This is a genomic window from Streptomyces sp. NBC_01224, assembly GCF_036002945.1.
GTDB lineage: Bacteria > Actinomycetota > Actinomycetes > Streptomycetales > Streptomycetaceae > Streptomyces.
In genome coordinates this window covers 1,410,815-1,423,854 of record NZ_CP108529.1, presented here as the reverse complement: position 1 = coordinate 1,423,854, position 13,040 = coordinate 1,410,815, and the positions used below count along the sequence as shown (strand labels likewise).

Below are 13,040 nucleotides of genomic sequence, written 5' to 3'. Positions count from 1 at the left end.
GCACCTCGGCTCCGAGGAACGCGCCTACCTCACACGCGCGTGAGTGGGGCCGAGCCGGCGTGGACCCTCCGGTCGGGCGTCGATGAACCGGGTCCGTCGGGTTTACCCCCGGTGCGGCTGTCGGATATCTCGATACGGAGCACCCCCGCCGTCCGTCTCCGTCAGGCGGACGCGTAAGTCCCGCCCCGGGACGTGTCCGTGCTGCACGGCGTTGGCGCACAGTGCGCCGTCGGCGAGCGAGAACGCGTCGTGGGCGGGCGATCCGCAGGGGCGGGCGCGGGGAGCCTGATTCGGCAGACTGAAGCCGTTCACGGACTCTGTGGATCACGACGCCGATTGTGAACGGTCAACCCCAGGCGCCGGCCACGGTCATGACGTCGGCTTTCCGGCAGGCTCCCGGGCCCACGCCGGGGCGGCGTCGGCCGGACCGGTGCAGTCCGTCGTGCTGGAGCCGCGGACGAAGAGTTCCGGACCGAGTCGTACCGTGCGGCTCGGGCCGGCCTTCTCTCCGGCCAGCCGCCGGTCCAGCAACCGGGCGGCTTCCGCGGCCAGTTCGGCGACGGGTTGGCGGACGGTGGTCACGCCAGGGTCGGTGAGGCTCGCCATGGGGATGTCGTCGAAGCCGGTGACGGCGATCTCGCCCGGGACGTCCACTCCCAGCTGTCGCAGTCGTTGCAGCGCACCGATGGCGATGAGGTCGTTGGCGCAGACGATGGCGTCCGGGCGGTGCGCGCGGACCCGGTCCACCGCGGCCCGCCCCCATTCGACGGAGAATTCGCCGAGTTCGACACGTTCGGGCGCCCGCGGGTCCAGTGCGCCGGCGCCGGACTCGTACGCGGCGCGGCGTTCGACTGCCGCCGAGGCGGTGCCCGCCGCCCCGACGAAGCACAGACGGCGACGCCCCGCGGCCGCGAGGTGGTCCAGCACGAGCTTTATGCCGGCGGCGTTGTCGACGACCACGGAGTCGGCGACGCCGGGGCCGCAGCCTCGGTCCAGCAGTACCAGCGGCACCCGGGCCGCCGCGTCGGTCACCGCGGCCACGCTGCGTTTCTCGTCGACCGGGACGACCAACAGGGCGTCGACCTGCCGGGCCAGCAAGGCGTTGATCCGGGCCGCTTCGGTCATCGGGTCGTCGTCGCAGTCGGCGAGAATCACGGCACGGTCGTGGACGTGCAGCGCGCGCGTCAGCTCCCGCACCAGAGTGGGGTAGAACGGGTTGGTGATCTGCGGCAGGACGAGGCCGATGGTGCCTGTCGAGCGGCTGCGCAGGGCACGGGCCACGTGGTTGGGCCGGTAGCCGAGACTGTCGGCGGCCGCGCGTACCCGCCGGGCGGTTTCCGCGCCGACCGGGCGGTTGCCGACGAGCACCCGGGACACCGTGGCGACGGAACAGCCCGCCAGGCGAGCCACGTCTCGCAGTGTTACTTCCGCCACTTCGGATCGCCTGCCCTGTTCGTCTGGTCCGGCCGCGTGAAGCGGGCGGATGCCCGCGGGGAGGCGGCAAACGTTATCACCGGCCTTTCCCCGCACCCAGACTGCGATCCGCCACCCCAAACGGGTCACAACGTGAGATAAGGCTTCACCCATTGACATCGTGGGCGTCGGTGCGCAAAGTCTTCGGAGAACGATTTCCCAGATCGTTTTCCCACCGCGTGATCAAGGAAGAGTGCGCGGTACCTGTTCGTCTCGCTGCCCGCCCGCGGGTCGGCGCCGCACGCCGGCGCGGGCCGCGACGGCGGTCGGGGACCGTGCCGGCGCACTCTGTGCAGTAGCCCTTTTGTGGCGCTGGCCGAGATCCATCTCAAACTGTTCAGCTGAGCGAAGGGGCTCTTCCGATGGCCAGAAAGATCATCCTCGACTGCGACCCGGGGCATGACGACGCGATCGCCATGCTCCTGGCGTACGGGAACCCGGATGTGGATCTGGTCGCCGTGACCACCGTGGTCGGCAACCAGACGCTGGAGAAGGTGACGCGCAACGCGTTGTCCGTCGCGCGTATCGCCGGTATCACCGGGATTCCCTTCGCCGCGGGATGTCCGCGGCCGCTGGTGCGGACCATCGAGACCGCGCCGGAGATCCACGGCGAGTCGGGACTCGACGGCCCGGCGCTGCCCGAACCGACCCTGGAGCTGGACCGACGTCACGCCGTGGACCTCATCATCGACACGGTGATGTCCCATGAGCCGGGCGAGATCACCATCGTCCCCACGGCCGGCCTGACCAACATCGCGCTCGCCGTACGCAAGGAGCCGCGCATCGCCTCCCGCGTCCGCGAGGTCGTGCTGATGGGCGGCGGCTACCACGAGGGCAACTGGAGCGCGGTCGCCGAGTTCAACATCATCATCGACCCGGAGGCCGCGCACATCGTCTTCAACGAGAGCTGGCCGGTCACCATGGTGGGTCTCGACCTGACCCACCAGGCGCTCGCGACCCCGGAGGTGCGGAAGAAGATCGCCGCGGTCGGCACCAAGCCGGCCGCGTTCGTGGGCGAGCTCCTCGACTTCTTCGGCGCCACCTACCTCGAGTCGCAGGGCTTCGAGCACCCTCCGGTACACGACCCGTGCGCGGTCGCCTACGTCATCGACCCGACCGTCATGACGGTGCGCAAGGCCCCGGTGGACATCGAGCTCACCGGCGGGCTGACCCTCGGCATGACCGTGACCGACTTCCGGGCCCCCGCCCCGCCCGACTGCCACACCCAGGTCGCCGTCAAGCTCGACCACGAGCGCTTCTGGGACCTCGTCGTGGACGCCCTGACGCGGATCGGTGACGGCGCCGAATGAACGTCTTCGCCAGTACCAGAGCCGTCCCGGGCGGGCCGCCGCCGGTCACCGACCGGCGTCCGGTCCGGGTGGGCGTGCTGGTCGCCGCGCTCCTCGTGGCGTGCTTCGCCTTCCAGCTGAACGCCAGCATGCTCAGCCCGGCCCTGAAGAGCATCGAGGACGGTCTGGGCGCCACTACAGCCGAGATCGGGCTCACTCAGACCGCGTTCTTCACCTCGGCGGCCCTGTTCTCGCTGTTCCTGCCGAGGCTGGGCGATATCGTCGGCCGCCGCCGGGTGCTGGTCGCGATGATGGTGCTCATGGCGGTCGGCTGTGTGGTCGCCGCGCTGGCACAGAACGTGCCGATGCTGTTCGTCGGCCGCATCATCCAGGGCGTGTCCGGGCCTACGGTGCCGCTGTGCCTGATCATGCTGCGGGTCGAGGTCACCGAGCCGAAGAAGTACGGCACCCTGCTGGGCGTGATCACCGCCGTCAACGGTGGCATCGCCGGGGTCGACTCCCTCGCCGGCGGGTTCCTCGCCGACAAGCACGGCTTCGCCTCGGTGTTCTGGGTGATGGCCGTAGTGGCGGCGATCGCCACGGTTCTGGTCGCCACCATGACTCCGGAGTCCAAGGCGGCCGCCGCATCCCGGATGGACTGGCCCGGCGTCACACTCCTGGTCGTCTCGGTCGGAGCACTGCTGATCGCGCTGAACGAGGCCGGAAAGCTCGGCGCCGCGAACTGGCTGCTCTTCGCCGTCCTTGTCGTCGTTGCTGCGATCGCCTTCGCCCTGTTCTGGCGGACCGAGGGCAGGAGCGGGCATCCGTTGGTCGCAACCCGGCACCTGCGGCAGCGCGCGACCTGGGCGACGCTGCTGACCACCGTGCTCACCATGACCGGCGTGTTCGCCGTCATGAACGGGCTGATCCCGGCGTTCGCCCAGGACGCTCACGCCGGGCTCGGCATGTCCGCCGAACAGTCCGCGTGGTGGACGCTCACGCCGTACGCGCTGGCCGGGCTCGCCATGGGTCCCGTCGCCGGCCGGCTCGCCGCCACCTTCGGCTACCGCCGCATCCTGCGTCTGGGCCTGATCGGCGCGGCCGCCTCCGTCGTCCTGATGATTTTCACCCTGGGCGACCCGTCGCGTGCCCTGCTGCTCGTGGCCTCGCTACTGGTCGGCATCACCTACGCGGGCGTGGGCAACATCATGCTCAACGGCCTCGGTATCGTGCTGTCCCCGCGCGAGAACCCCGGATTCCTGCCCGGGTTGAACGCCGGTGCGTTCAACCTCGGTGCCGGGCTCAGTTTCGCGGCGCTCTACGCGGTCCAGACGGCGGTCCAGCCCGCCGACCCGGCATCACCCGACGGCTACGTCGCCAGCATGATCGCCGGCGTGGTCATGCTGGGCCTCGCCACCGTGGCGTCCTTCCTGATCCCCAAGCCGGTGGCGGCGGAAGACGGACTCTGACGGCTGCGGCTGCCCCGGCGTGACACTGTCGACGCCGGGGCAGCGGGATCAGCTCGGCCGGAAGACCGCTGAGTTCCCGGGGCTGTTCACGGCACGCTGAGCGAACGTCCTGTTGCTGTGCGGCGTCTTCTTCCGACGAAGGCCGGCAGACACCAGGCGTGCGAATCGCGGACGACGGGCCTGCGCGGTGGTCACCGCGGTCTCTGCCGCGATCACCGCGCAGTCCGCGCAGCTGATGGGCCGCATCCCTCTTCGGGAGCGGCCCATCACGTGTATGCGCTGATGCAGACGGTGAGGATCCCGGCGAACCGTACGACAGTACTGACGTCCCCTCACCCGACCCATTCTCTCGTGACCCCGGGCGCGCCCGCGGGGCGGTCCGTACGCGCCACGGTGTCGGCCCCTCAAGGCAGATCCGTACTCCGTGACCCGGTGGAGGACTCGGCCGGTGCAAGGCCATCCACTCCATGACCACGCCTGACGAAGATCTGTTTGTATGAGGGAACGCACCATCAGTAACACCCGGTGGCCGTTGCTTTGGGGCGGGCGTGACGTAGCGTTGCCCTTTTGGCGGTGTTCGGAAGAGCACCGCAAGGCATCGTTGTGCCCTCATCAGTCATGGGGCACCGAGGGGTACTGGGATGAAGCTCTGCTTCCTCGTCGAAGAGCTGTACCGGCATGACGGCATGCCGCTTGACGTGGCCCGACGACTGTCGTCGTGGGGACACCAGGTGGACGTGGTGCGCCCCGGCGGCTCGCTGCTGCGGATTTCGGAAGAGGTGCGGGCGGGGACCCATGACGCCTGGGTGCTCAAGACCGTGTCCGGCGGCCCCGGGCTCACCCTTCTGGAGGCCGCGGCGGCCGTGGGCCTGACCACGGTGAACGATGCGCGGTCGATCCGCGCGGTGCGCGACAAGGTCCTCACATCGGTCATCGCGCGGCAGCACGCGCTACCGGTTCCGGTGACCTATTCGGCACCCAGGGCCACGCTGTTCGCGGATGTCCCCGAGGAGCTCTTCCCCCTGGTGGTCAAGCCCGCCGACGGCAGCTCGGGGCGCGGGGTGCGGCTCGTGCCGGATCCCGGGCATCTGGCCGATGCGGAGCAGGCGGGGGAGGGCCAACTGATCGCCCAGCCCTACGTGCCCAACCACGGTTCGGACCTGAAGGTCTACTGTCTCGCGGGTGAGTTCCACGCGACCTTGCGACGCTCCCCGCTCCACCCGGACGGGCCGGTCGACGAGGGAGCCGTCCCCCTGCCCGCCGAGGTGGCCGCAGCGGCGGCGAAGGTGGGAGCGGTCTTCGGCCTCGATCTGTACGGCATCGACGTGGTGCTCGGCCCCGACGGCCCCGTGATCGTCGACATCAACGACTTCCCGAGCTTCCGTCAGGTTCCCGACGCCGTATCCCGGTTGGCCGGAGCCGTCCTCGACCTGGCCAGGACGGGCGGCACTGCCAGGACGGGCGTGCCCGCCCCTGCTCCGCGCATTCCCGCGCAGCCGCAGATCCCCCACGGACAGCCCCACCCGCACCCCGAAGCGGACATGCTGGCGGCCGCACCGGGAGCCGCCCAGATATGAGGGTGTGTCTGCTGACCGACAAGCCGGCTCATCCGTTGCTTGCCGCAGCCTCTTCCGCACTGATCGAGGCGGAGCACCGGGTGACGTTCCTGAACCCGGACACCACAACCGGATCCCCGTCGGAGCTGGTGATCCCGGATGATCTCGCCGACGTCTACCTCCTCAAGGCTCATACCCCCCGGGCACTGGAGCTTGCCCGATTCCTCGAAGCACAGGGTGCCCGGGTGGTGAACTCCGCCGCCGCGACGGAGCTGTGCCAGGACAGGAGCCGGATCGCCACCGTGGCCGATGGCGCGGGATTGCCGATGCCCCGGACCAGGACCCTGGACGCGCTGTCCGAAGCCCTCCACGGAGCGGAGCGGCCGGAGAGCGGCTATCCGCTCATGGTCAAGAGCCGCCAGAGCCGGCGCGCGGACCTTGTCGCCCGCGTGGACGGCCCGGCCGAGCTACGGGACCTTGCCGCCAAGTGGCCCAACGAGCCCGTCGTCCTGCAGGAGTTCGTCGCGAACAGCGGCTGGGACCACAAGCTGTGGGTGATCGCGGGGGAGGTGTTCGCGGGGGTGCGCCCCGCACCGGTGGGCGCCCCGCCGGACGGTGCGCAGTCTGCGCCACTGGTCCGTGACCTGCCGCCGGCCTGGACCGAAACAGCCCTCCACACAGGCGAGGTCTTCGGCCTGGACGTCTATGGTGTCGACCTGCTGGACCGCGAGGGGGCGCCCGTCGTCGTCGACATCAACGCTTTCCCGGGCATCCGCGGACCGAAGGGCGCCCCCGCGGCGCTGGCAGCCCTGGCACTGCGACGCCCCCGGCCCGGCCCTCCCGCCTACGAGGCCTGACACACCCCGGCCTTTACCAGGAACTCGCTCGGGGTGCCCGACCACGACACATGCAGCCCGTCCCGGGCCCGCGTGCACGCGGCGAACAGCAGGCAGCGTTCCGCCAGCAGGTCCGAATCCGGCCCCGGGGATCAGTGGAACCGTGGTTGGCGCTGAGAGGCGGACGGCCCGAGGTCATCGACGACGACATGCTCACCTTCGCCCTGGCCCTCAGGGACAAGGGCGCCCCCGGTCCCGGCCCGTCTGAGGAACATCCGTGTCAGATCGTGCGCTAAGGCTTCTCCGAGCTGATTGGCGCTTTGACCTGGGGTGATCCGGCGTCGGAGCCTTCGCGGGTCGTTGTTGTCGACCTTCGGAGAGCTGTTGTTGCGGTCGAGTTCTTGCCGGATGAGCAGGCGGCCCGGTGGGGCCTTTCACGAGGCGCCATCTCGTGCGGAGCTGGAGCGGTATTTCTTCTTGGACGACGCGGACCGGGAGGCGGTGCAGACCAAGTGGCGGGCGCACAACCGGATCGGGTTCGTGGTCCGCCTGCTTCACGACGCCGGGTCACCTTCCGCTCCTGGGGCGGAGCCAAGGAGCACCGAACCGCCCACCGCGCCTCGGCCCTGGGAGGCCAGGACCGAGGCGGCTGAGGATCCGATCAAATCGTGTCCGCGACCTTGATGTAACCCCGCTGGATGACCCACTTCTGGTTTGTGTGGTTGAGGCACTGCCAGATGCGCACATGATCACCGTTGTTGCGGGTGTTGCCGGCGTCCAGGCACATCTCCTGGCTCTTCCCCACCGTGTCGGCGAGCACAATCTGCGCGTTGCGGACGATCCACTTCTGGTTCGTGTTGGTGCCGCCACACCCCCAGATCTTGGTCCTGTCACCGTTGTTGCGGGTGCTGCCGGCGTCCAGGCACATCTCCTTGCCCCTGCCGATCGTGTCTTCAACCTTGATCTGTCCATTGGTGATCACGAACCGCTGGTTTGCGTGGTTGACGCACTGCCAGATGCGTGCGTGATCACCGTTGTTGCGGGTGTTGCCGGCGTCCAGGCACATCTCCTTGGCAGCGTGGGACGCAGGAGCCGCCGCAGAGGACGGCACCCCCGCGCCGAGGGTGAGCATGAGCGCCGCGCCAGTGAGGGAGCCAAGGCAGCGAGGAGAAAGGAGCGAAGCCATGAGCACAATCCCAATCGTCAGAGGGGAACCGAGAGCACCGCCACGAGACCAGCAGTCGGTGCCCATGCATCCTGGTTGCCGCTGTCGGTCGCCGGTAGGGGACATCTCCAGCCACCCCCCGTTGGAGTGAAGCAGGATCACCCATCCGCAGGAGTCATAGGAAGATCACGGTGATGCCTCCGGCAGAGCGGGGTCGTCGACCGTCGTGATGGGGCGGGCGGCTTCGCGCCCCGGCGGGCCGTTCCGGTCGACGCGGGCTCGCTGGCGAACATCCATCCCCACGTCGTCAGCGAGGTGCGCTGATCTTTCTCCGCGCCAACCACGGTTCCATTGATCCCCGGGGCCGGAATCGTGCTGGAGCCGGTCGATATCGTCCGGGGTCACCGCACGCGGGTACGGCAGCACACCGTCGCTCACACCGATGACCGCGACGCACCGGCGCGATCCGGCACGGCGCCGATCCGGACACTTCCCGCCCGCAGTGCACCCGGGCCGCCTCCCGCACACCCCGGGCCCGGTGCGTGCTTCCCCGGATGAAGACAGGGGGGCCTAGGTTCCCCCTCGAACCGGGGTGGCAGGCCCAATGTCTCCGAAGCCTCCTCACGGCAGACTCGTCTCCGACGGGATCGAGGGAGCCCGCAGGAGGAGGCCGGAATGAAGAGGGTCGCATCACCCGCACTTTGGCAGCCGCCGATGCGCGGGCTCGCGCTGGTCGCGCAGAAAGTGCCGCAGGCGGCCCTCTTCGCACTCATGGTGTTCTCATCGGCCTCGCTGGGCCTCGGCGTAGGTGTGCTGCTGCTCCCCGTCGTCGTGGCGGCCGTCCGCAAGCTGGCCAACCGTTCCCGCAGGCTGGCCCGCGACTGGTCCGGGGTGACGATCGCGCGGCCGTACCGTGAACTGCCCGAGCCGGGGCCCGGTCTCGCGGGACGCTGGGGGCACTGCCTGCGGCTGCTCCAGGACCCGGCCACCTTGCGGGACACGCTCTGGACGATCGTCGACCCCGTGATCGGCACCGTTCTTGCGCTGCTGCCCGCCGCTCTGCTGGTGTACGGACTTGAGGGGCTGCTTATCCCGTTCCTCTGGGACCCCCTCGTCTCCGCCGGCTATCACGACCACTACGCCGGACTGATCGATGTGAGCGGCGAACGAGGTGTACGCACCTGGCTGATGCCCCTGTTCGGTCTCGGATTCATCTGGCTCGGACTTTGGACGGGACCCCTGCTGCTCACCGCCCACGCCCGCTTCACCCGCAAGCTGCTCGGTCCGCGAATCGATGACGAACTCACGGAACGTGTAGGTCACTTGACCCGCACCCGAGGGGCAGTGGTGGACAGTCAGGCCGCCGAACTCCGTAGGATCGAACGCGATCTGCATGACGGCGCACAGGCCAGGCTGGTCGCGATGGGAATGAACCTGGACGCCGTCGGTCAACTGCTGGAAACCAACCCCGAAGCCGCCCGCGCACTGCTGCTGGAGACCAGGGAATCATCCTCCAAGGCGCTCGGTGAACTCCGTGACCTGGTGCGGGGAATTCACCCGCCGGTCCTCTCCGACCGGGGACTCGGCGACGCCGTACGCGCTTTGGCGCTGGACAGCCCGCTGCCGGTCGATGTCGCCGTCGATCTGCCGGGTCGGCTCGACGCCCCGGTGGAGTCGGCCGCCTACTTCGCCGTCAGTGAACTGCTCACCAACGCGGCGAAGCACGCCCGGGCCGATCACGTCTGGATCGATGTCCGCCACGAACGCGAGGCCCTGCGCATCAGTGTGGGCGATGACGGATGTGGTGGGGCGACGGTATCGGCGGGAACAGGGTTGGGCGGAATCGAGAGCCGAATTGCCGCATTCGACGGAGTGCTTTCCGTCAACAGCCCTCAGGGTGGACCGACCATGACCACGATGGAGATTCCGTGCGCATTGTTCTCGCCGAAGACCTCTTCCTTCTGAGAGAGGGGCTCGTCCGGCTTCTGACGGCCCATGGTTTCGAAATCGCCGCCGCAGTGGACAACGGCCCGGAACTCCTCGACGCACTGGTTGAGCACCGGCCGGATGTCGCACTGGTGGATGTGCGGCTCCCGCCCACCTTCACCGACGAGGGACTGCGCGCCGCCATCGAGGCACGGCGCAGGAACCCCGGACTCCCGGTGCTGGTTCTCTCGCAGTACGTCGAGCAGCTGTACGCCCGCGAGCTGCTGGCCGACGGCACGGGTGGGGTCGGCTATCTGCTCAAGGACCGGGTCTTCGACAGCGGCCGTTTCGTCGATGCCGTGCGCCGGGTCGCGGCAGGTGGCAGTGCGATGGACCCGGAAGTGGTGGCAAAACTGCTCAGGGGCAACGCCCGGGACGAACCGCTCACCCGGCTCACCCCACGGGAGTACGAGGTGCTGGGCCTCGTGGCGGAAGGACGTTCCAACGCCGCCATCGCCGGCCGGCTCGGCGTGAGCGAGAAAGTCGTCACCAAGCACACATCGAGCGTCTTCACCAAACTCGATCTGGCGCCGTCGGACGACGACAACCGCCGGGTCCTTGCCGTACTCGCCTATCTGAACTCCTGACACCCTGCCGGGTCGGCAGCGAAACAAACGCGGTAGTCGCGGCGTCGCGATGCCGCGGGCATGCCATTCGCCGAACAGGCGCCGCGCAGCCGTAATGGTTCGCTGCGCCCGATGAGTCATGCCCGAACCCGGTCACAGCACAGCACACGGCACATTTCCCACTCATGGACGAGGAGTCCCTCATGCCAGGACCGCACGACTGGGCCGACCGGCTCCTGAGACTGCCGAGCGGACGAAAGGGCAAGTGGCTGACGCTGGTTGTCTGGTTGATCGTCGTGGTGGCTGCGGTGCCGCTCGCCGGGCAGCTGTCGGAGCTCGAGAAGGACGGTCTCACCGTGGAGCTGCCCCGTGGGGCCGAGTCCACCGAGGTGGCCGGACTCGCCGACCGTTTCGACGAGGGCAGGATCTCGCTCGGCATCGTCGTCTACGTCCGTGACAGCGGACTCACCGCGCTGGACCGGGCCAAAGTCGCGTCCGACATCGAGGAGTTCGCCACCCTGGCGGCAGGAGCGGTCGAACCGGCCCGACCCTCCGAGGACGGCAAGGCCCTGACCGCGTTGGTCCCCCTCGACAAGCACGACAGCACCGCGCTGGCGGACAACGCCGAGAAGGTGCGCGACCGCGCCACCAGCGACCGGCCCGACGGTCTGAAGGCCGAGCTGACCGGGCCCGCGGGCAACTCCCTGGACGCCGCGGACGCCCGGGAGTCCACAGGTCGTGCGCTCACCCTGATCACTGTCGTGGTGGTCGCCGCGCTGCTGCTCATCACATACCGCAGTGCGATCCTGTGGCTACTGCCCCTGCTCGTCGTGGGTGTCTCCTTCCTCACCACCCAGGCGGTCTCCGCCCTGCTCGCCAAGGGGTTCGGTCTGACCGTCGGCGGCGGGAACGAGATCGTCGTCACCGCACTGCTCTTCGGCGTGGGCACCGACTACGCGATGCTGCTGCTCGCCCGCTACCGCGAGGAACTGCGCGTCCACCAGGATCGGCACCACGCCATGCGGACGGCCCTGCGCAGGGCCGTACCGGCCATCGCCGCCTCGGCCGCGACCGTATGCATCGGCCTGCTCTGCCTCACCCGGGCCGACGTCGGGTTCAACCACACGCTCGGCCCGGGCGGTGCCGTTGCGATCGTCTGCGGACTTGCCGCGATGACCACGCTGTTCCCGGCCGTGCTCGTCCTGCTGGGCCGATGGGTCTTCTGGCCCCGTGTGCCGCGCGCCGGGGCCACCGCGAAGAACGCCAACCGCCTGCTGTGGGACCGGATCGGCGGCCGGATAGCCCGGCGCCCGCGTCTGGTGTGGATGGGCTCCGTCCTCGTCCTCACCGTGCTGGCACTCGGCTCCCTGGGCCTGAGGACCGGGCTGGACGACGAGCACCTCGTCATCGGCAGGCCCGGCTCGATCGCCGGCCAGGAACTCCTCGCCGCCCACTACCCGGCCGGGCAGAGCCGGCCCGCCGAGGTGATCAGCAGGGCCGCGGCCGCACCAGCGGTCGCCGAGGCACTGAAGCACATCGCCGGGGTCTTCGAGGTAGTGCCCGCCACAATCTCCACCGACGGTGAACTCGCCGACACCAAGGTCGTGTTGAAGGCGGACGTGGACAGCTCGGGCGCCGCTCGCACCGTGGACCGGATCCGCACCGCCGTCCATGACATCCCCGAAGCCGACGCGCGGGTCGGCGGTCCCACCGCCATGGCTCAGGAGAAGGCCGAGGCGCAGGCACACGACCGCAGGGTGGTCATCCCGCTGGTGCTCGTCGTGGTCTTCGTCATTCTGATCGCACTGCTCAGGGCCGTGGTCGCGCCGGTACTGCTGATGGCGACCGTGGTGCTCTCCTACTTCGCCGCACTCGGCATCAGTTGGCAGCTGTTCCAGCACGTCCTGGGCTTCCCCGCCGTCGACATCCAGGTCATGCTGATCGGCTTCCTGTTCCTGGTCGCCCTCGGTGTCGACTACAACATCTTCCTCATCCACCGCATCCGTGAGGACGTCGGGCATCAGGGCCACCGGAGCGGGGTCCTGTCAGGCCTCACCTCCACCGGCGGGGTCATCACCGGCGCGGGCGCGGTCCTCGCGGCGACGTTCGCCGCCCTCACCAGCGCTCCACAGGTGGCGTTCATCGAGATCGGCATCGTGGTGGCGATCGGCGTACTGATCGACACCTTCCTGGTCCGCTCCGTCCTCGTTCCGGCGCTCGCCCTCGACGTCGGCCCCGCCTTCTGGTGGCCGGGCCGCCCGGTGGGCCGGGACACGGCAGCGCAGAGCGTCGACGACGCACAGGGGGAGGCGGTCGCGGTCGCCGTCGGCTCCGGGCGGCGTACACGATGAGGTTGTCCACGGGGTGGCCCGCCGCAGGGTCTTTTTCCTTCTGCCCCATGACCGTGACACCGACCCCGAGGGTGTCTACCGTCAGGGGGCACCCGGCGAAGCTGTCGATCCGCGGACCGTCGAGCCCAAGAGGGTCGGAGAGGAGACACCTCGCTCCCAGTTGGGGGCCGCGGCAGCCACAACCTCAGTGGCTTCCTGAGGGCTGCCGTCGGCCAGCAGACCGAGGTACGGACCGGTCGTGCGCAGGCGGGCCGGGTCGGGGGTCGCGTCCTGCGGGGTCGTCACCCGGCCGCGTTTCCGCCGGACCCGAGGCCGGTCCGTTGCCGTGGTCAAGGGGTGAGGTCCAGCA

9 protein-coding genes and 3 pseudogenes are annotated in these 13,040 nt (G+C 69.4%); 9 read left to right on the top strand and 3 right to left on the bottom strand.

Annotated features, from left to right (window positions below):
* Positions 1-369: 369 nt before the first annotated feature.
* On the bottom strand, positions 370-1,410 hold the full coding sequence (locus OG609_RS05605) for a LacI family DNA-binding transcriptional regulator (protein WP_327271767.1): 1,041 nt from the start codon (positions 1,408-1,410) through the stop codon (positions 370-372).
* 425 nt (positions 1,411-1,835) lie between these two features.
* Between OG609_RS05605 and uriH the strand changes: the two genes are divergently transcribed.
* The 4 genes from uriH (at position 1,836) to OG609_RS05585 (ending at position 6,644) form a co-directional block, all read left to right on the top strand.
* Positions 1,836-2,783, top strand: coding sequence for a uridine-preferring nucleoside hydrolase UriH (gene uriH / locus OG609_RS05600; protein ID WP_327271766.1), 948 nt, complete (start codon positions 1,836-1,838; stop codon positions 2,781-2,783).
* Positions 2,780-4,231, top strand: coding sequence for a uridine transporter UriT (uriT, locus tag OG609_RS05595; RefSeq protein ID WP_327271765.1), 1,452 nt, complete (start codon positions 2,780-2,782; stop codon positions 4,229-4,231). The genes uriH and uriT overlap by 4 nt, the downstream gene beginning before the upstream one ends.
* Before the next feature lie 641 nt (positions 4,232-4,872).
* Positions 4,873-5,808 (top strand): ATP-grasp domain-containing protein, encoded by a 936-nt coding sequence (locus tag OG609_RS05590; RefSeq protein ID WP_327271764.1) that lies wholly within the window; start codon positions 4,873-4,875, stop codon positions 5,806-5,808.
* Positions 5,805-6,644, top strand: a complete 840-nt coding sequence (locus OG609_RS05585; protein ID WP_327271763.1) for an ATP-grasp domain-containing protein — start codon at positions 5,805-5,807, stop codon at positions 6,642-6,644. Before OG609_RS05590 ends, OG609_RS05585 begins: the two co-directional genes overlap by 4 nt.
* Here the strand turns inward: OG609_RS05585 and OG609_RS05580 are convergent.
* A pseudogene (locus OG609_RS05580) lies at positions 6,632-6,763 on the bottom strand (DNA helicase); the annotation flags it as partial. The gene OG609_RS05585 and the pseudogene OG609_RS05580 sit on opposite strands and share 13 nt — an antisense overlap.
* A 261-nt stretch (positions 6,764-7,024) precedes the next feature.
* Here OG609_RS05580 and OG609_RS46080 point away from each other — a divergent pair.
* Positions 7,025-7,175 (top strand): annotated as a pseudogene (locus OG609_RS46080) (DUF4158 domain-containing protein); the annotation flags it as partial.
* Positions 7,176-7,284: 109 nt separating this feature from the next.
* Here OG609_RS46080 and OG609_RS05575 read toward each other — a convergent pair.
* A complete protein-coding gene (locus OG609_RS05575; RefSeq protein ID WP_327271762.1) occupies positions 7,285-7,809 on the bottom strand; it encodes an RICIN domain-containing protein in 525 nt (174 codons plus the stop codon).
* 654 nt (positions 7,810-8,463) lie between these two features.
* Between OG609_RS05575 and OG609_RS05570 the strand changes: the two genes are divergently transcribed.
* The 4 genes and pseudogenes from OG609_RS05570 to OG609_RS05555 form a co-directional block, all read left to right on the top strand.
* Positions 8,464-9,753 (top strand): sensor histidine kinase, encoded by a 1,290-nt coding sequence (locus OG609_RS05570; RefSeq protein WP_327271761.1) that lies wholly within the window; start codon positions 8,464-8,466, stop codon positions 9,751-9,753.
* Positions 9,717-10,361: a response regulator transcription factor gene (locus tag OG609_RS05565; RefSeq protein WP_327271760.1), complete on the top strand. Its 645-nt coding sequence runs from the start codon at positions 9,717-9,719 to the stop codon at positions 10,359-10,361. The genes OG609_RS05570 and OG609_RS05565 overlap by 37 nt, the downstream gene beginning before the upstream one ends.
* Before the next feature lie 182 nt (positions 10,362-10,543).
* Entirely contained in the window at positions 10,544-12,691 is a 2,148-nt protein-coding gene (locus tag OG609_RS05560; protein ID WP_327271759.1) for an MMPL family transporter, read from the top strand.
* Between the two features lie 10 nt (positions 12,692-12,701).
* Positions 12,702-12,890, top strand: a pseudogene (locus OG609_RS05555) (DUF6009 family protein); the annotation flags it as partial.
* Positions 12,891-13,040 lie beyond the last annotated feature (150 nt).

Bases quoted from the DNA above. Each gene is read 5' to 3' on its own strand.
- uriT (WP_327271765.1), top strand. From the start codon at position 2,780: ATGAACGTCTTCGCCAGTACCAGAGCCGTCCCGGGCGGGCCGCCGCCG.
- OG609_RS05585 (WP_327271763.1), top strand. From the start codon at position 5,805: ATGAGGGTGTGTCTGCTGACCGACAAGCCGGCTCATCCGTTGCTTGCC.
- OG609_RS05570 (WP_327271761.1), top strand. From the start codon at position 8,464: ATGAAGAGGGTCGCATCACCCGCACTTTGGCAGCCGCCGATGCGCGGG.
- OG609_RS05560 (WP_327271759.1), top strand. From the start codon at position 10,544: ATGCCAGGACCGCACGACTGGGCCGACCGGCTCCTGAGACTGCCGAGC.
- OG609_RS05590 (WP_327271764.1), top strand. From the start codon at position 4,873: ATGAAGCTCTGCTTCCTCGTCGAAGAGCTGTACCGGCATGACGGCATG.
- OG609_RS05575 (WP_327271762.1), bottom strand. From the start codon at position 7,809: ATGGCTTCGCTCCTTTCTCCTCGCTGCCTTGGCTCCCTCACTGGCGCG.
- uriH (WP_327271766.1), top strand. From the start codon at position 1,836: ATGGCCAGAAAGATCATCCTCGACTGCGACCCGGGGCATGACGACGCG.